Annotated in this window: 9 protein-coding genes, 1 tRNA gene and 2 rRNA genes; 1 reads left to right on the top strand and 11 read right to left on the bottom strand. The window is 69.1% G+C overall.

The features are described from left to right. Positions 1-81: 81 nt before the first annotated feature. The 8 genes from AOM46_RS31100 to AOM46_RS31135 all read right to left on the bottom strand — a co-directional run bounded on the left by AOM46_RS31100 (position 82) and on the right by AOM46_RS31135 (position 13,624). Positions 82-459, bottom strand: coding sequence for a helix-turn-helix domain-containing protein (locus tag AOM46_RS31100; RefSeq protein WP_062218255.1), 378 nt, complete (start codon positions 457-459; stop codon positions 82-84). A 95-nt stretch (positions 460-554) separates the two neighbouring features. Beyond that, the gene (locus AOM46_RS31105; RefSeq protein WP_062218257.1) at positions 555-1,115 is read right to left on the bottom strand and encodes a CinA family protein; all 561 of its coding nucleotides are present in this window, start codon (positions 1,113-1,115) and stop codon (positions 555-557) included. After that, positions 1,105-1,746 (bottom strand): CDP-diacylglycerol--glycerol-3-phosphate 3-phosphatidyltransferase, encoded by a 642-nt coding sequence (pgsA, locus tag AOM46_RS31110; protein ID WP_062218259.1) that lies wholly within the window; start codon positions 1,744-1,746, stop codon positions 1,105-1,107. Before pgsA ends, AOM46_RS31105 begins: the two co-directional genes overlap by 11 nt. Then, complete coding sequence (gene rimO / locus AOM46_RS31115) at positions 1,743-3,254, bottom strand: 30S ribosomal protein S12 methylthiotransferase RimO (protein WP_062218261.1); 1,512 nt, start codon at positions 3,252-3,254, stop codon at positions 1,743-1,745. Before rimO ends, pgsA begins: the two co-directional genes overlap by 4 nt. A gap of 52 nt (positions 3,255-3,306) precedes the next feature. Next, positions 3,307-4,125 (bottom strand): helix-turn-helix domain-containing protein, encoded by an 819-nt coding sequence (locus tag AOM46_RS31120; RefSeq protein ID WP_062218264.1) that lies wholly within the window; start codon positions 4,123-4,125, stop codon positions 3,307-3,309. A gap of 119 nt (positions 4,126-4,244) precedes the next feature. Next, positions 4,245-7,019, bottom strand: coding sequence for a DNA translocase FtsK (locus AOM46_RS31125; RefSeq protein ID WP_062218267.1), 2,775 nt, complete (start codon positions 7,017-7,019; stop codon positions 4,245-4,247). Positions 7,020-7,119: 100 nt separating this feature from the next. Then, positions 7,120-7,797: a two-component system response regulator gene (locus tag AOM46_RS31130; protein WP_062218271.1), complete on the bottom strand. Its 678-nt coding sequence runs from the start codon at positions 7,795-7,797 to the stop codon at positions 7,120-7,122. Positions 7,798-8,179: 382 nt separating this feature from the next. Continuing rightward, entirely contained in the window at positions 8,180-13,624 is a 5,445-nt protein-coding gene (locus AOM46_RS31135; protein WP_234314156.1) for a HAMP domain-containing protein, read from the bottom strand. 361 nt (positions 13,625-13,985) lie between these two features. Between AOM46_RS31135 and AOM46_RS31140 the strand changes: the two genes are divergently transcribed. Continuing rightward, entirely contained in the window at positions 13,986-16,595 is a 2,610-nt protein-coding gene (locus AOM46_RS31140) for a SpoIIE family protein phosphatase (protein WP_062218277.1), read from the top strand. 80 nt (positions 16,596-16,675) lie between these two features. Here AOM46_RS31140 and AOM46_RS31145 read toward each other — a convergent pair. The 3 genes from AOM46_RS31145 to AOM46_RS31155 form a co-directional block, all read right to left on the bottom strand. Continuing rightward, positions 16,676-16,748 (bottom strand) — tRNA-Thr (locus AOM46_RS31145). A 5-nt stretch (positions 16,749-16,753) separates the two neighbouring features. Beyond that, positions 16,754-16,870: ribosomal RNA gene (gene rrf / locus AOM46_RS31150) — 5S ribosomal RNA — on the bottom strand. Positions 16,871-16,921: 51 nt separating this feature from the next. Continuing rightward, positions 16,922-17,678: ribosomal RNA gene (locus tag AOM46_RS31155) — 23S ribosomal RNA — on the bottom strand; the annotation flags it as partial.

A 17,678-nucleotide genomic window follows, 5' to 3' on the forward strand; every position in this document is an offset into this window, starting at 1 on the left:
CCGGGCGCCGCCGCAACTACCCGGCACAACACACGACAACGGCCGGTGCATCTGCTCCGGCCGAGGCGCGTTGTGTGGTTGTCAGGCGGCGACCACGTCCACGGCCTCGGAAGGGGCCTTGATCGTGACGCGCTCTTCGGGACGGTGGGTGACGCTGGTGACACGCACCGGGTTCAGCATGGGACGCATCGGGGGCACCGTGTCACTCGCGGCGGACTGGGCCAGCTCGGCGAGGGACAGCTCATCGCTGACCTCCCGCATGAGCTCCGACATCCGCAGTTCGAGAGCATCGCAGATGGCAGCCAGCAGCTCGGAGGAAGCTTCCTTCTGCCCGCGCTCCACCTCGGAGAGATATCCGAGGGACACGCGAGCGGAAGAGGACACTTCGCGCAGGGTGCGGCCCTGACGTTGGCGCTGCCGACGCAGCACGTCACCCAACAGGCGACGGAGCAGGATCATCGGTGGCTCCCTCCTCGGACCGTTGGCCTCGCTTGCTTCATGCCCCACCGTACCGCCTCGGACTCCCCCCGTGCGGGGAGCGATGTCTTGTTCACTCAGGGCTGCAAACATCCATCCTCTCCGTTCTGTTCCGTATCCTGACCCGCTTCGAAGTCCGCATGAATCAGTTCGTTGCGAAGCAGGGCGAGCACGGCCCGAACGCTGCCGGCTCGGATCGCCGCCCGGTCACCCCGCAGATTCAGCCGCTGAGCCACGACTCCCCCCATACGAGGCGCCGAAACCGCCACATGGACCGTGCCGACCGGCATTCCGTCCTGCTCCTCGGGACCGGCGACCCCGGTGGTCGCAAGCCCCCAGTCCGCGCCCAGCCGGGTCCGGACGCCGACGGCCAGCTGCCGGGCCACCTCGGCGTCCACCGCACCCCGCTCGGCGAGCAGGGTGGCGTCCACCCCCAGCACCTCCCGTTTGACCTCGGTCGCATAGGCCGTCACCGAGCCGCGAAAGGCCCGCGAAGCCCCGGGAACGTCCGTGATCGCCGCCGCCACCAGACCGCCGGTGAGAGACTCAGCGACGGCGAGGGTCTGCCCGCGCCCGAGCAGTATCCCCAGCACCTGCGCCGCCGTCGACGGCTCCGCGCGCACTCCGCTAGCGCCCATCGGCCCGCTCCCTGGCCAGCCCCCGACGGCGCAGGGTGACCGCCTGCCGCACGTAGTCGAGCCCCGTCGCCACCGTCAACACCACGGCCAGCGCCATCACCCACCAGCGCAGCGTGGCCAGTGGCCCGGTGAGCGCCAGTATGTACATGCCGACGGCGATGCCCTGGGCGAGCGTCTTGAGCTTGCCGCCCCGGCTGGCCGGGATGACGCCGTGCCTGATCACCCAGAACCGCATCAGCGTGATGCCCAACTCCCGGGCCAGGATGGTGGCGGTGACCCACCACGGGAGCTCGGAGAGCAGCGAGAGACAGATCAGCGCGGAGCCCATGATCGCCTTGTCGGCGATCGGGTCGGCGATCTTCCCGAAGTCCGTGACCAGGTTGTGCCGCCGGGCCAGCTCCCCGTCGAAGAGATCGGTGATCATGGCGATGGTGAAGGCCGCCCAGGCCAGCGAGCGCCAGGCCGGATCGTGGCCGCCCTCGGCGAACATCAACAGCACGAATCCCGGCACCAGCAGCAGCCGCACCATGGTCAGAATGTTGGCGATGTTCCACAGTCCCGGCCCCGTGGGGGAATGCTCCGGGTCCGCCGTCCGGCCGCCCCCCGCGGCCGAGGCCGGCGTGGATGTCACCTCCCCGCCCCCGGGGCACCGCCGCCGGCCGCGGGCACGACCTCGGCGATCAGGTCGACACCCTGTGACCCGACGATCTCGGCGGACAGCAACTGACCGATCTTGGGCGCCTCTTCGGGCGCCCCGACCAGCAGGATCTGGCCGTCCGTCTCCGGCGCCTGGTGCGCTCCCCGACCGACGGCGAACACCTCGCCCGTGGCCGCCGACACATCCGTCTCGTCGTCCACGCCCAGCGACTCGACCAGCACCAGGGCGGACTCGCCCAGCCGTTCCTCGGCGCGCTGCGCGATCAGCTCGTCGGCCAGCTCGGAGATCCTGGCCAGCCGCTCGGCGACCTCCTCGGTCGGCAGCTTGTTGTCGAATCCGGCCGCCTCGGTGCCGTCCTCGTCCGAGTATCCGAAGACGCCTATGGCGTCCAGCCTGGCCTCCGTGAGGAACCGCTCCAGCTCGGCCAGATCGGCCGCCGACTCGCCGGGGAACCCCACGATGAAGTTGGAGCGCACACCGGCCTGCGGGGCCTTGCTCCTGATGGTCGCCAGCAGTTCGAGGAACCGGTCGGTGTCGCCGAACCTGCGCATCGCCCGCAGCACGGCCGGCGCCGAGTGCTGGAACGAGAGATCGAAGTAGGGCGCGACCTTGTCGGTGCCGGTGAGCACGTCGATCAGCCCTGGGCGCATCTCGGCCGGCTGGAGGTAGCTGACCCGGATCCGCTCAAGACCGTCCACCGCGGCCAGCTCCGGCAGCAGCGTCTCCAGCAGCCGGATGTCGCCCAGGTCCTTGCCGTAGGAGGTGTTGTTCTCCGAGACCAGCATGATCTCCGAGACACCCTGCTCGGCCAGCCACCTGGCCTCGTTCAGCACATCGGAGGGGCGGCGGGAGATGAACGAGCCCCGGAAGGACGGGATGGCGCAGAAGGTGCAGCGCCGGTCGCAGCCGGAGGCCAGCTTGACCGAGGCCACCGGGCTGCTGTCCAGCCGGCGGCGCAGCGGGGCGCGCGGCCCCGAGGCGGGCGCCAGGCCCTCGGGAAGGTCGCTGGGGGCGCCGTGCCCGGGCAGCGCGACCTCGGTACCCTGGCGCTCGGCCGGGCTGATGGGCAGCAGCTTGCGGCGGTCCCGGGGGGCGTGCGGGGCGTGCGAACCGCCGGCCAGGATGGTGCCCAGCCGCTCGGAGATGTCGGCGTAGTCGTCGAAGCCCAGCACCGCGTCCGCCTCGGGCAGCGCCTCGGCCAGCTCCTTGCCGTAGCGCTCCGCCATGCAGCCGACGGCGACCACGGCCTGGGTGCGCTGCCCGGTGCCCTTCAGCTCGTTGGCCTCCAGCAGGGCGTCGACGGAGTCCTTCTTGGCGGCGTCGACAAAGCCACAGGTGTTGACGACGGCCACCTCGGCCTCGGCGGCGTCCTCGACCAGGTCCCAGCCGTCCGCGGCCAGCCGGCCCGCTAGCTCTTCGGAATCCACCTCATTACGGGCGCATCCAAGGGTGACCAGGGCGACGGTGCGGCGTTCGGACATGCCCTCAAGCCTACTTCGTTCCCGGCGGGCCGACCCGCGCGGGCCACCTGGCTCAGCCCTCCTCGGGATCGCCCAGCGTATAGCTGAGCCGCTGCACCTGGCCCGGCTCGAAAACGTCCTCGATCTCGCTGCCGTTGACATGCAGCTTGACGGCCCCGGCGTTGCCGAGCACCAGATCGATCCGCTCGTCGTCGGTGAAGGTCTCCGAATCGCCGTCCTCCAGGACGCCCTCGAAGAGGAGCCGGCCGTTGCTGTCCTTGGCCGAGATCCAGCTGTTGCCGCCCTCTATCGAGAGCCGGACGGTGACCTTGTCGGCCGGCACCCCGGCCACCGCGCTCTCCGAGGGGGCCTCGGTCGGCGTGGGCACCTCGGGCCCGTTCTTCTCCGGCCCCTCACCGCCGGGCGAGTCCGCGCCCGGCGTCTCGGTGCGCTCGGCGACCGAGCCACCGCCGTCCTCGTCGTCCCCCGGGCTGAAGAACGTGAACCCGACGAAGCCGATCACCACCGCGATGGCCGCGACCATAGCCGCCGTCCAGTTGGGGCGGCGCGGCTCGGGACGGATGCGCTCGGCCTCGAACAGCGGCCCGGAGGAGAGCGACGGCGGATGGGCGTCCTGCTGGACGTTGTACAGCTCGATCAGCTCGGCCGCGTCCAGACCCACGGCGCGGGCCAGCGTGCGGATATGACCGCGCGCGTAGACGTCGCCACCGCAACGGGAGAAATCGTCGTTCTCGATGGCCTGAACGATCGGAATGCGCACACGTGTGGCCGAACTGACCTCATCCACGGTCAGCTTTGCGTCGATGCGCGCCTGCTGGAGGGTACGACCGACAGAAGGCCGGTCCTTGGCTTTGTCGTTGCCGTTGGACACGGGTGCGCCTTTCGAGCGTGAAGCCACCTGCTGTGCTTATAAGTCTAGGGGGGCCGGTAAAGGAACGGGCAACCGGGCGGGCAGCTTTTGTCCGCCAACAGGATGGCGGCCCCAGGCTGCTACTCCCCCCGAATCAGCGCCAGCACACCATCCAACTCGTCGGGCTTGATCAACACGTCCCTGGCCTTGGACCCCTCGCTCGGCCCGACGACCCCCCTGGACTCCATCAGGTCCATCAGCCGGCCCGCCTTGGCGAAGCCCACCCGCAGCTTGCGCTGCAGCATGGACGTGGACCCGAACTGGGTGGAGACCACCAGCTCGGCGGCCTGGCAGAGCAGATCCAGATCGTCGCCGATCTCCTCGTCGATCTGTTTGCGCTGCTTGGTCCCGGTGGTCACGTCCTCCCGGAACGCCGGCGCCATCTGCGCCTTGCAGTGCTCGACGGCCGCCGCCACCTCGTCCTCGGTGACAAAGGCGCCCTGCATCCGCGCCGGCTTGTTGGCGCCCATCGGCAGGAAGAGCGCGTCGCCCTTCCCGATCAGCTTCTCCGCGCCCTGCTGGTCGAGGATGACCCGGCTGTCCGCCAGCGACGAGGTGGCGAAGGCCAGCCGGGACGGAACGTTGGCCTTGATCAGACCGGTGACCACGTCCACGCTCGGCCGCTGGGTCGCCAACACCAGATGGATGCCGGCGGCCCTGGCGAGCTGGGTGATCCGGACGATGGAGTCCTCCACGTCGCGCGGCGCGACCATCATCAGATCGGCCAGCTCGTCCACGATCACCAAGAGGTACGGGTAGGGCGTCAGTTCACGTTCGCTGCCCTCGGGAACGGTGAGCTTCCCGGCGCGCACGGCGGCGTTGAAGTCGTCGATATGGCGATATCCGAACGCTGCCAGATCGTCGTAGCGCAGATCCATCTCCCGCACGACCCACTGCAGCGCCTCCGCCGCCCGTTTGGGATTGGTGATGATCGGCGTGATCAGATGGGGAATGCCCTCATAGGCCGTCAACTCGACCCGCTTGGGGTCCACCAGCACGAGCCGCACCTCCTCCGGCGTCGCGCGCATCATCACCGAGGTGATCAGGCAGTTGATGCAGGACGACTTTCCGGAGCCGGTCGCGCCGGCGACCAGCAGATGCGGCATGCGCGTCAGATCCGCCGTCACATAGCCGCCCTCGACGTCCTTGCCGAGACCGACCAGCAGCGGGTGTTCGTCCTGCACGGAGTCGGCCGTCCGCAGCACATCGCCCAGATTGACCATCTCCCGGTCGCTGTTGGGAATCTCGATCCCCACCGCCGACTTGCCCGGGATCGGGCTGATGATCCGCACATCGGGACTGGCCACCGCGTAGGCGATGTTCTTGGTGAGCGCGGTGATCTTCTCCACCTTGACGGCGGGGCCCAGCGCCACCTCGTAGCGGGTGACCGTCGGCCCCCGGGTGAAGCCGGTGACCCGCGCGTCCACCTTGAACTCGCGGAACACCGTCTTCAGCGACTCCACCACCAGATCGTTGGCCGCGCTGCGGGACCGGCCGGGGCCGCCCCGGGACAGCAACTCCAGGGAGGGCAGGGCGTAGCCGACGTTGCCGGCGAGCTGCAACTGCTCGGCCCGGGGCGGCAGCACCGCGCTCGGCTCGGGCGCCGGCTTGGTCAGATCCGGCACCGCGCCCACCGAGGACGCCTCGTCCTCCCAGCGGGCCCGGGCCTCGCGCCCGCTCTCCCTGGCCGTCTCCGCGGCCCCCGAGGCCGGTGCGGATGCCTCCGTGGCCCGGCGCCGATCGCTCGCCGAGATCCGGCTGCTGATATCGGCCACCACCGGCGAGGGATGCACCCCGTGCAGCACGGCCGGGTCCAGAGCCGCCGCGGCGGCCGCCGCCACCTCGATCGGATCGCTCTCCGAGCCCTTGGAGCCCCCGGAGGTCCTGGACGTACGCCGCTTCCCCCGGCGCCGCTCCGAGCCGCCGCTCAGACCGCTCGCCGGGGCGCCCTGCCCCACGGCCCAGTCCGAATCCTCGGGCTCCCCGGCCTCCTCGGGCTCCCCGGCCTCGTCCTCGTGCCGCCCGTCCGGCGGCGGTCCCGCCGCCCCCCGACGCCCGCCCCTGGTCCGCCGCTCGACCGGCCGGTCGGCGAACGCGCCTTCCGGCTCCTCCGCCTCCCCGGCCCACAACCCCACCCGGATCAGCCCCTGACGCAGCCGCCGGTGGATGGCGTTCACCGGGGTCGCGGTGACCACCAGCAGCCCGAAGAGCGTCAACAGCACCAGCAGGGCCATCGCCAACGGCTCGCCCATGGCGAGGATCAGCGGCCGGGACGCCGCCCAGCCGATATGCCCCCCGGTGTCCCGCAGCGCCTGCGCCCCCTCGCTGCGCCCCGGCGCCCCGGTGAACACATGCACCAGCCCCAGCACGCCCACCAGCAGCGCCGTCAGGCCGATGACGATCCGCCCGTTGGCCTCCTGCCGCTCCGGGTGCACGAAGAGCCGTACCGCCATGAAACCCAGCAGCAGGGGAAAGACCAGATCCAGCCGACCCAGCGCCCCCGTGACCACCACCGTGACCAACTCACCCACGGGACCCTCGGGGTTGGACCACGTCCCGGCGAAGACGACCAGCGAGAGGCCCAGCAGCAGCAGCGCCAGGCCGTCCTTGCGGTGCGCGGGGTCGAGCCCCTTGGCGCCACGCCCTATGCCCCGCAGCACCGCCCCGATCGGCCGGGCGATCCCGAGCCAGAGCGCCCGGAGGACGCGCAGCGCCGCGTTCCTGGACGGCGGGGGCTTGGGCGGGGCCTTCTTCGCCGATGGCTTCCTGGCCGCGCTCTTCCTGGCGGGCGCCGACTTCCTGGCTCCGCCGGCACGCGCACCGGAGGAACCCTTGCCGGACGAGGATGGGGACATGAGGGTGAGGCTACCGGGGTCCGAGTGGCTGAGCACGGAACACGAGCCACCGGCGGCCCACCACCGCCGACGGATGACGCGGCGTCACCCGCCCGGCTCGTCAACCCTGGCGGGACTCCATGGACTTGGCCTCGTTGGTGCCCGGCTGGAGCGCGTCCAGCGCCCGACGCAGGCCGGACAGCTTCCGCTCCAGATGGGCCGCCGTCGAGACCGCGGCGCTGCCGCCGGACTCGGCCAACTCCTTGGAGAGCGCCTCCGCCTGCTCCTCGGCCGCCGCCAACCTGGCGGACAGCTCGGGCAGCAGCCCACCGGCGCCGTGCTCGACATCCGTGTGCGCGTGGCCGCCGTCCAGCTCCCGCCGCAGCAGCATGGCCTGCTCCCGCAACTGCACGTTCTTCATGTGCAGATCGACGAAGACGGAGACCTTGGCGCGCAGCACCCAGGGGTCGAACGGCTTGGAGATGTAGTCCACGGCGCCGGCCGCGTAGCCGCGGAAGGTGTGATGCGGGCCGTGGTTGATCGCCGTGAGAAAGATGATGGGAATATCCCTGGTCCGCTCGCGACGCTTGATATGGGCCGCGGTCTCGAATCCGTCCATCCCCGGCATCTGCACATCCAGCAGGATGACCGCGAAATCCTCTGTGAGCAGCGCCTTGAGCGCTTCCTCCCCTGACGACGCCCGGACCAGTGTCTGATCGAGCGCTGAGAGGATGGCCTCCAGCGCAAGCAGATTCTCGGGCCGGTCATCGACCAGGAGGATCTTGGCCTTCTGCACCATGGCCCGTCCTCCTCGCCCCTGCGGCGCCGGTGGGCACCGCCATCGTGGACGGCACCCTCACGCCGCCCGGTCCTTGCCGGACATGTTGACATCACCACGAGCGCTGGTGCCAGCAAGCCCGCCACGTCGCCCCAAACGTGCGACATTTCCGGAGACTCCCGCTGCTCACACGAGAGGCTGACAACGCTTCGGCTGTGACTTCGACCGTACCGGCATTGCTCGTCCGCCCGTCCGACAAACAGCAACGCGGGCACCGTGTGACCAGTGCATCGCGCTGCGTCACGATAGCACGCACCCGGAAACCCCGCGAACTGAACTGGACGCACTGCGAAAACGGTTGCTCCCCCCGGATAGTTCCACAGCCGGGGGGGCGGGCAACAGATCATTCCTCGTCGTTCACCCAGTGGCTCATCACGGAAAACAGCTCCGCGACATCAACCGGCTTCGTCACGTAGGCCGAGGCACCGGACTCGATGGTCTTGTCCAGATCACCCTTCATCGCCTTGGCCGTCAGTGCGATGATCGGCAGGTCAGCGAACTGCGGCATCCGACGAATGGCCTCCGTGGTCGCATAGCCGTCCATCTCGGGCATCATGATGTCCATCAGCACCAACATCACATCCTCGTTGGACTCCAGCACCTCGATGCCCTCCCGCCCGTTCTCCGCGTAGAGCACCCGCACCCCGTTGTGTTCCAGAACACTGGTGAGGGCGAACACATTACGCACGTCGTCGTCGACGATCAGCACCTTGCGGCCCTCGAAGTCCCGGTAGAAGTGCGGCGGCTCGAAGCCCTCGGAAGGCGCCTCGGGCGCGGCCTCGGCGGGCCCGTCCAACGGGAAACCGGCGCCCCCGTCCTGGAACCTCTCCCGGTCCCGGTGCCGCTTGGTGAGCGATTCGGCCGCCCGCTCCGCCGCGACCGAGGCCCGGCGCCTGGCCCCGTCCTGGTCCTCGTCGACGAGCGGCGGAGCCGGCCGCTCCTGCTCGATCGGCCGCTCGTCCCTCGTCTCCTCGTTCGGCACCGCCGGCAGCGCCCTGACGGGCTCCTTCGGGGCGGCCGGCAGCGCCGCCCGCCTGACGCCGGCCACCGCGCCGGCGCCGGTCGCCAACTGCCCATAGCCGGGCGGCGGAAGCTCCGCCGGCTGCAGCGGCAGGAACAGCGTGAACGTGGACCCCCGCCCCGGCTCGCTCGCCGCGTGGATCTCACCGCCGAGCAGCCGGGCGATCTCCCGGCTGATCGACAGGCCGAGGCCCGTACCGCCGTACTTCCGGCTGGTGGTCCCGTCGGCCTGCTTGAACGCCTCGAAGATCACCAGCATCTTGCTGGCCGCGATGCCGATCCCGGTATCCGAAACGGCGAAGGCGATCAACGGCGCATCGGCCGAGAGCACCGAACCGTTCTCCAGCATCTGCTCCCTGATGACATCGGGCACCTCACTGCCGGCCGGCCTGATCACCAGTTCAACGGAGCCGGTCTCGGTGAACTTCACCGCATTGGAAAGCAGGTTCCGCAGCACCTGCAAAAGCCGCTGCTCATCGGTGTTGAGCGTGGCCGGCAGCTCGGGCGACACCCGCACCGAGAACTCCAGGCTCTTCTCCGCCGTCAACGGGCGGAACGACGCCTCGATATAGTCCACCAGCTGCACCAACGCGATCCGCGTCGGGCTGACATCCATCTTGCCCGCCTCGACCTTCGACAGGTCGAGAATGTCATTGATCAACTGCAACAGGTCAGAGCCCGCGCCATGAATGGTCTCGGCGAACTCCACCTGCTTCGGCGAAAGATTCCCCTCCGCGTTGTCCGCGAGAAGCTTCGCCAGGATCAACAGCGAGTTCAGCGGAGTGCGCAGCTCATGCGACATGTTGGCCAGGAACTCCGACTTGTAGCGCATCGACACGGCCAACTGCTCGGCGCGCTCCTGGAGCCCCCGCCTGGCCTCCTCGATCTCGGAGTTCTTCACCTCGATATTGCGGTTGGTCTCGGCCAGCAGATCGGCCTTGTCCTTCAGCTCGGCGTTGGACTCCTGAAGCGCCTTGCGCTGCCGCTCCAACTCCTCCGAACGGTCCTGCAACTGCTCGGCCAACTCCTGCGACTGCTCCAGCAGCATCTCCGTCCGCGTATTGACGCTGATGGTGTTGACGCTGGTCGCGATCATCTCCGCCATCTGGCTGAGGAAGTCCCGCTCGATCTGCGTGAACGGCTTGAAGGACGCCAACTCCAGCACGCCCAGCACCCGGTTCTCGAAGAGCACCGGCAACACGATCGCGTTGACCGGTGGCGCCTCCCCCAACCCCGAGGAGATCTTCAGATAACCCGGCGGCGTGGGCCCGACCTCGATGGTGCGGCGCTCCTCCGCCGAGGTGCCGATCAGCGACTCCCCCGGGCCGAACGACATCGCCTGGCTGCCCGCCGCGTATCCGTAGGATCCGATCATCCGCAGCTCGTAGTCGCCGCCCTCGCCCGGGCCCGCCACCACGTCCAGATCCCGGTCCGCCGGCACCGCGAGGAAGAACGCCCCGTGTTGCGCGGTGACCGCCGGTGCCAGCTCGCTCATGATCAGCCGCGCGACGTCCTTGAGATCGCGCCGCCCCTGCATCAGCGCCGAGATCCGCGCCAGATTGCTCTTCAGCCAGTCCTGCTCCTTGTTGGCCAGCGTGGCCTCCCGCAGGTTGCTGATCATCGTGTTGACGTTCTCCTGCACCACCAGGATCTCGCCGGCCGCGTCCGTGTCGATCCGCACACTGTGATCGCCCCTGGTCACGAAGGTGGCGACCCGGGCGATACCGCGCACCTGACGGGTCAGATTGCCCGCCATCTCGTTCACCGAGTCCGTGAGGTCCTTCCAGGTGCCGGCCACCCCGGGCACCCGGGCCTGGCCGCCCAACTGCCCCTCGGTGCCCACCTCGCGCGCCACCTTGGTGACCTGCTCGGCGAAGAGCGACAGCTGGTCCACCATCGTGTTGAGGGTGTCCTTCAGCTCCAGGATCTCGCCCCGCGCGTCGATGTCGATCTTCTTGGTCAGATCGCCCTTGGCGATCGCCGTGGTGACCATCGTGATGTTGCGCACCTGACCCGTCAGGTTGGACGCCATCGAGTTCACCGATTCGGTCAGGTCCTTCCAGGTGCCCGAGACCCCCGGCACCTTCGCCTGACCGCCGAGCCGCCCCTCCGTCCCCACCTCGCGCGCCACCCGCGTCACCTCGGCCGCGAAGGACGACAGCGTGGTCACCATCCGGTTGACGGTGTCGGCCAGCCGCGCGACCTCGCCGCTCGCCTGCACGGTGACCTTCTTGGTGAGATCGCCGTTGGCGACCGAGGTCGCGACCTCGGAGATGTCCCGCACCTGGCTGGTGAGGTTGCGGGCCATCAGGTTCACGTTGTCCGTCAGGTCCTTCCAGGTGCCGGAGACCCCCCGCACCTGCGCCTGACCGCCCAACTGCCCCTCGGTGCCCACCTCGCGCGCCACCCGCGTCACCTGGTCCGCGAAGAGCGACAGCTGATCCACCATGGTGTTGACCGTGGTCACCAGCTCCAGGATCTCGCCCCGCGCGTCCACCGTGATCTTCTTGGTGAGATCACCGCGCGCGACCGCCGTGGTGACCTCGGCGATGTTCCGCACCTGCGAGGTCAGGTTGTTGGCCATGCTGTTGACGGACTGCGTCAGGTCCTTCCAGGTGCCGGAGACCCCGTCGACCCGCGCCTGACCGCCGAGCCGACCGTCGGTGCCCACCTCGACGGCGACCCTGGTCACCTGCTCGGCGAAGGAGGACAGCTGGTCCACCATCGTGTTGAGCGTCTCCTTCAACTCCAGGATCTCGCCCTTGGCATCCACGGTGATCTTCTGCGACAGATCACCACGCGCCACCGCCGTGGCCACCCCGGCGATGTTCCGCACCTGATCGGTCAGATTCGACGCCATGCCATTGACGGAATCCGTCAGATCCCGCCACACCCCGGCCACACCCGGAACCTGGGCCTGCCCCCCCAGCCGCCCCTCCGTACCCACGTCACGCGCCACCCGCGTCACCTGGTCGGCGAACGAGGACAACTGGTCGACCATCGTGTTGACGGTGTTCTTCAGTTCGAGGATCTCGCCCCGGGCGTCCACATCGATCTTCTGCGACAGATCACCACGCGCCACCGCCGTCGTCACCTGCGCGATGTTCCGCACCTGATCCGTCAGGTTGTCCGCCATCTGGTTGACGGAGTTCGTCAGGTCCTTCCAGGTGCCGGAGACGCCGTCCACCCGCGCCTGGCCCCCGAGCCGGCCCTCGATGCCGACCTCGGTGGAGACCCTGGTCACCTGCTCGGCGAACGACGAGAGCTGATCCACCATGGTGTTCACGGTGTTCTTCAACTCCAGCATCTCGCCGGAGACATCCACCGTCACCTTCTGCGACAGATCACCCTTGGCCACCGCCGTCGTCACCTGCGCGATGTTCCGCACCTGGCCCGTGAGGTTGCGGAACGCCGTGTTGACGGAGTCCGTGAGGTCCTTCCAGGCCCCGGCCACCCCCAGCACCGACGCCTGACCGCCCAACGCCCCCTCGTCACCGATCTCCCGCGCCACCCGCGTGACCTGGGACTGGAACGACGAGAGCTGATCCACCATGGTGTTCACGGTGTTCTTCAACTCCAGCATCTCGCCGGAGACATCCACCGTCACCTTCTGCGACAGATCACCGTTCGCCACCGCCGTCGTCACCTGCGCGATATCACGCACCTGATCGGTGAGATTGCGGAACGCCGTGTTGACGGAGTCGGTCAGCTCCTTCCACCGCCCCGAAACACCCTGCACCCGCGCCTGACTGCCCAGCGTGCCCTGGGTGCCGATCTCGACGGCCGCCGCCGTCACCTCGTCCGCGAACGCGCGCAGCGTGCCCGTCATCGCGTTGACCGTGTCCGCCAGCTGCGCCACCTCGCCCCTGGCGCTCACCATGATCCGCTGCGAGAGGTCCCCGCCCGCCACCGCCGTGGTGACCCGCGCGATCTCCCGCACCTGGTCGGTGAGGTTGCCGGCCATCAGGTTCACCGAGTCCGTGAGGTCCTTCCACACCCCGGAGACACCGTCCACCCGCGCCTGACCGCCCAACACGCCCTCGGTGCCCACCTCCCTGGCCACCCGGGTCACCTCGGACTGGAACGACGACAGCTGGTCCACCATCGTGTTCACGGTGTTCTTCAGGTCCAGCATCTCGCCGGCCACATGCACCGTGACCTTGCGCCCCAGATCACCGTTGGCCACCGCCTTGGTGACCACGGAGATGTCCCGCACCTGCGCGGTCAACCGGGAGGCCATCGTGTTGACCGAGTCCGTGAGGTCCTTCCAGGTGCCCGAGACCCCCGGCACCCTGGCCTGGCCCCCCAGCTTGCCCTCGGTGCCCACCTCGCTGGCCACCCGGGTCACCTCGTCGGTGAACTCCGAGAGCTGGTCCACCAGCCCGTTGACCGTTCGCCCCACCTTCAGGAACTCACCCCGCAGCGGACGCCCGACCCCGGAGTCCGACTGCGCGCGCAGATCCATCCGCTGCCGCAGATCGCCCTCGGCCACCGCCGTGAGCACCCGGCCCACCTCGGAGACCGGACGCACCAGGTCCTCCACCAGATCGTTGGCGTCGTCGATCGCCTTGGCCCAGGCCCCCTCGCAGAGGCCGGTCTCCATCCGCTCGGAGAGCTTCCCCTCCCGCCCGACGACCCGCCGCACCCGCGCCAACTGCCCGGTGAGCTGCAGATTACGTTCGGCGACATCGTTGTACACGGCGGCGATCTCGGCCATCGGCCCTTCGCCCGTCACCGTCAACCGTTTCCGCAGGTTGCCGTCCCGCATCGACTCCAGGGCCGAGAGCAGCCGGTTCAGCGCTGCGGCATCCACCTCGACGGTGGCACCCCTACCGGGCCGCGCCGCACGGGTACGTCGCTGACCACGCGACACTGCTCCGTCAGACACCACTGCGTCCCTCCCACGGGGGTCGATCATTTCGCCCGGCCGATCACATCGAGCCCTCCCAGTGTTTCACTCCGGAAGGACCGGGTGATAACAGTTCGGCAGCATCGCATACCACTGATTCCCAGCCGGGGGGAATTCATCGGATGCGCCGTCCGCACCGCCGCCGGACGTCAGTAACCTGGGCACCCGAGCAGCCCACCGGGCACCTGCCCGTGCTGAGTACGACCTTTGGGGGAGTGACGTGATCACCGCGCGAGCTGCGGCCACCTTCGAGCCGGTTGGACGCTCGGTCGCGACCGCGCGGGGCTTTGTCCGCGACACCCTGCAGGGCTGGGGGCTCGCCGAACTGATCGAGGACGCCGTCGTCCTCACCAGCGAACTCGTCACCAACGCCGTCGTGCACGCCGGCACCTCCGCCGAGGTCCGCTGCCTCCGCGACAGCCGCGGCATCCGGATCGAGGTCGTCGACAGGCACCCGGAGCGCGAACTGCCCCTCGCCGAGGTCTCCCGGGGCCGCCTGGACCTCAACAGCGAGGGCGGACGCGGCCTCATGCTCTGCGCCGCCCTCGCCACCCGCTGGGGCGTCGACTACACGGCCGCCGACAAGTGCGTCTGGTTCCGCCTCGACCAGCAGATCGTCCCCGTCGGCACCCGCGCCGCCGGCCCCGTCCTCCCCCTGGAGGCCCTGCCGGTCACCGACGCCAGGGTGCGGGTCGCCGTCGTCGAGGTCGACCGCGCCGACACCATCACCCGCTGGAACGACGACGCCCGGCAGCTCTTCGGCTACACCGCCGAGCAGGTCGAGGGAAAGGCCCTGGCCGATCTCGCCGCCTGGCCCCAGACCCCCGGCACCGGCACCGGCATCGCCGAGGCCCTGGTGCTGTCCCGCTGGGAGGGCAGCTACGGGGTACGGGACGTCGAGGGCCGCACCGTGCCGGTCTACGCCTGCCACCTCCGGGTCAGGGACGCCCAGGGCGAGCCGTCCACCGTCTGCCTGATCGTCCGCGACCACGAACGCGCCATCCTGCAGAGCCCCACCCGGCTGCCCGCCCACGGGAAGTCGGCCGAGGGCCTGGATCGCGCCGGTGCCGACTCGCTGGACGCCCTCATCGGCTCCCCGCCCCCGGACGACCTCGACGGCCTCCTGCAACGCACCGTGGAACGCGCCCGCGACATGCTCGACGGCGACGCGGCCTTCCTGCTGCTGGCCACGGACGACGAGACGGAGCTCGAGGTCCGCGCCACCACGGGGTTGCCGTCGGCGCGACAGCGCTTCGCCCGCGTCCCGGTGGAGACCGGCAGCGGCCGCTACGGCTCCGCGCGGATGCCGTCCGTCCACGAGGACATCGCCACCTCCCCCGGCGCCGTACCGCTGCTCTCCGGCACCGGGATGCACGCGGTCGTCACCGTCCCGCTCAAGGTCGAGGGCCGGCTCACCGGCTCCCTCGGCGTCGCCTCCGAGACGTCGGGCCGCTACAGCAACGAGGAGGCGCTGCGGCTCCAGTTCGCCGCCGACCGGATCGCGCTGGCCGTGGAGTCGGCCCGGCTCACCGAGTTGGAACGGCTGCGCAGGGGTTCCCTCGCCTTCCTCGTCGAGGCGTCCGAGCTGCTCGCCGGCACGCTGGACCGCAACCAGACCCTCGCGCTGATGGCCCAGATGACGGTGCCCACGCTGGCGACCTGGTGTGCCGTCTACACCATCCCCGAGCCGGGCTCCGAGCCCGTGCTGTCCTATGTGCTGCACGAGGACGAGGACCGCATCGACGGCATCAAGGCCCTGTTGGAGCGCGTCGAGCCGCCCGCGCCGGATCTCGCGCTGGGCGTGCGCCCCTGGCATGCGCCCTCCGACGCGGCGCGCAACACCGCGCTGCGCACCTCCCTGCGCAGCCTCGCGCTCGGCGGACGCCCCAGTTCCCAGACGCCGGGCACCAGCCTGGCCACCGCGTCCGCCGTGGGCGGCGAGACGGTAGTGCTGCCGCTGATGGCCCGCAACCGCGTCATCGGCCTGCTGGCCCTGGGCAAGCCCACGGACGAGCGCTTTCGCCAGGACATCCTGGAGCTGGCCGAGGACCTTTCCCGCCGGGCGGCGCTCGCACTGGACAACGCCCGGCTCTACAGCGAGCGCACGGCCATCAGCCAGTCGCTGCAACGGAGTCTGCTGCCCCCGGAGTTGCCCGATATCGACGGAGTGGACGTCGAGGTCATCTACCGCGCGGCCGGCGAGGGCAACGAGGTGGGTGGCGACTTCTACGATGTCTTCCCGATCCGCGAGGGGGTCTACGGCTTCGCCATCGGCGATGTCTGCGGCACGGGGCCCGAGGCGGCGGCGGTGACGGGCCTCGCCCGGCATGCGCTACGGCTGCTGGCCCGGGAGGGCCTTGGCGGCCCCGCGGTGCTTGAGCGGCTCAACGCGGCCATCCTTGAGGAGGGCCCGCGGGCGCGCTTTCTCACCCTGCTCTACGGGGAGTTGTGGCCTCAGCCGTCGGGCGGGGCCCTGCTCAAGATGGTGTGCGCCGGGCATCCGCTGCCGTTGCGCCTGGCCCCGGACGGCACGGTCGAATCGGCCGCCAGCCCGCAGCCGCTGCTGGGTGTGATGGACGATCTGGAGCTGTTCGAGCAGACCGCCGCCCTCGATCCCGGCGACGTGTTGTTGTGTGTCACGGACGGAGTGACCGAACGCCGGGAAGGCACCCGCATGTTGGGCGACGACGGCCTGGCGGATGTGCTGAGCAACTGCACGGGGCTGACCGCCGGCGCGGTCGCGGCCCGGGTGCTGCGTGCGGTGGAGCGCTTCGCCAGTGACGCCCCGTCGGACGATATGGCCATTCTGACGCTGCGTATCCCGGAATAGCGGCCGGCGGCCCCGCTCTGCGGGGCCACCCAATGCCGGAACAACAAAAAACCCCCGCCATAGGCGAGGGTTGAAAAATGAGCCCCAAAACGGAATCGAACCGTTGACCTTCTCCTTACCATGGAGACGCTCTGCCGACTGAGCTATTGGGGCGATATGTCCGGCGGCGACCTACTCTCCCACACGGTCCCCCATGCAGTACCATCGGCGCTGAAGAGCTTAGCTTCCGGGTTCGGAATGTAACCGGGCGTTTCCTCTTCGCCATGACCACCGGAACCCTAAAAGGCGTGGCCGTACAACGAACTTCACAGTGGACGCGAGCATCTATGGACAAGTCCTCGGCCTATTAGTACCGGTCAACTCCACCTATCACTAGGCTTCCATCTCCGGCCTATCAACCCTGTGGTCTACAGGGAGCCTTACCCCATCAAGTGGGTGGGAGTCCTCATCTCGAAGCAGGCTTCCCGCTTAGATGCTTTCAGCGGTTATCCCTCCCGAACGTAGCCAACCAGCCATGCCCTTGGCAGAACAACTGGCACACCAGAGGTTCGTCCGTCCCGGTCCTCTCGTACTAGGGACAGCCCTTCTCAAGACTCCAACGCGCGCAGCGGATAGGGACCGAACTGTCTCACGACGTTCTAAACCCAGCTCGCGTACCGCTTTAATGGGCGAACAGCCCAACCCTTGGGACCAACTCCAGCCCCAGGATGCGACGAGCCGACATCGAGGTGCCAAACCATCCCGTCGATACGGACTCTTGGGGAAGATCAGCCTGTTATCCCCGGGGTACCTTTTATCCGTTGAGCGACGGCGCTCCCACAAGCCACCGCCGGATCACTAGTCCCTGCTTTCGCACCTGCTCGACCCGCCAGTCTCACAGTCAAGCTCCCTTGTGCACTTACACTCACCACCTGATAACCAACCAGGCTGAGGGAACCTTTGGGCGCCTCCGTTACTCTTTAGGAGGCAACCGCCCCAGTTAAACTACCCACCAGACACTGTCCCCGATCCGGATCACGGACCCAGGTTAGACATCCAGCACGATCAGAGTGGTATTTCAACAATGACTCCACCCAAGCTGGC

This window comes from Streptomyces sp. NBRC 109706 (assembly GCF_000974485.1).
Classification (GTDB): domain Bacteria; phylum Actinomycetota; class Actinomycetes; order Streptomycetales; family Streptomycetaceae; genus Streptomyces.

What these genes read in the sequence shown, in the direction of transcription:
- AOM46_RS31100 (WP_062218255.1), bottom strand. Translation starts at nt 459, where the DNA reads ATGATCCTGCTCCGTCGCCTGTTGGGTGACGTGCTGCGTCGGCAGCGC.
- AOM46_RS31105 (WP_062218257.1), bottom strand. Translation starts at nt 1,115, where the DNA reads ATGGGCGCTAGCGGAGTGCGCGCGGAGCCGTCGACGGCGGCGCAGGTG.
- rimO (WP_062218261.1), bottom strand. Translation starts at nt 3,254, where the DNA reads ATGTCCGAACGCCGCACCGTCGCCCTGGTCACCCTTGGATGCGCCCGT.
- AOM46_RS31125 (WP_062218267.1), bottom strand. Translation starts at nt 7,019, where the DNA reads ATGTCCCCATCCTCGTCCGGCAAGGGTTCCTCCGGTGCGCGTGCCGGC.
- AOM46_RS31130 (WP_062218271.1), bottom strand. Translation starts at nt 7,797, where the DNA reads ATGGTGCAGAAGGCCAAGATCCTCCTGGTCGATGACCGGCCCGAGAAT.
- AOM46_RS31135 (WP_234314156.1), bottom strand. Translation starts at nt 13,624, where the DNA reads ATGCGGGACGGCAACCTGCGGAAACGGTTGACGGTGACGGGCGAAGGG.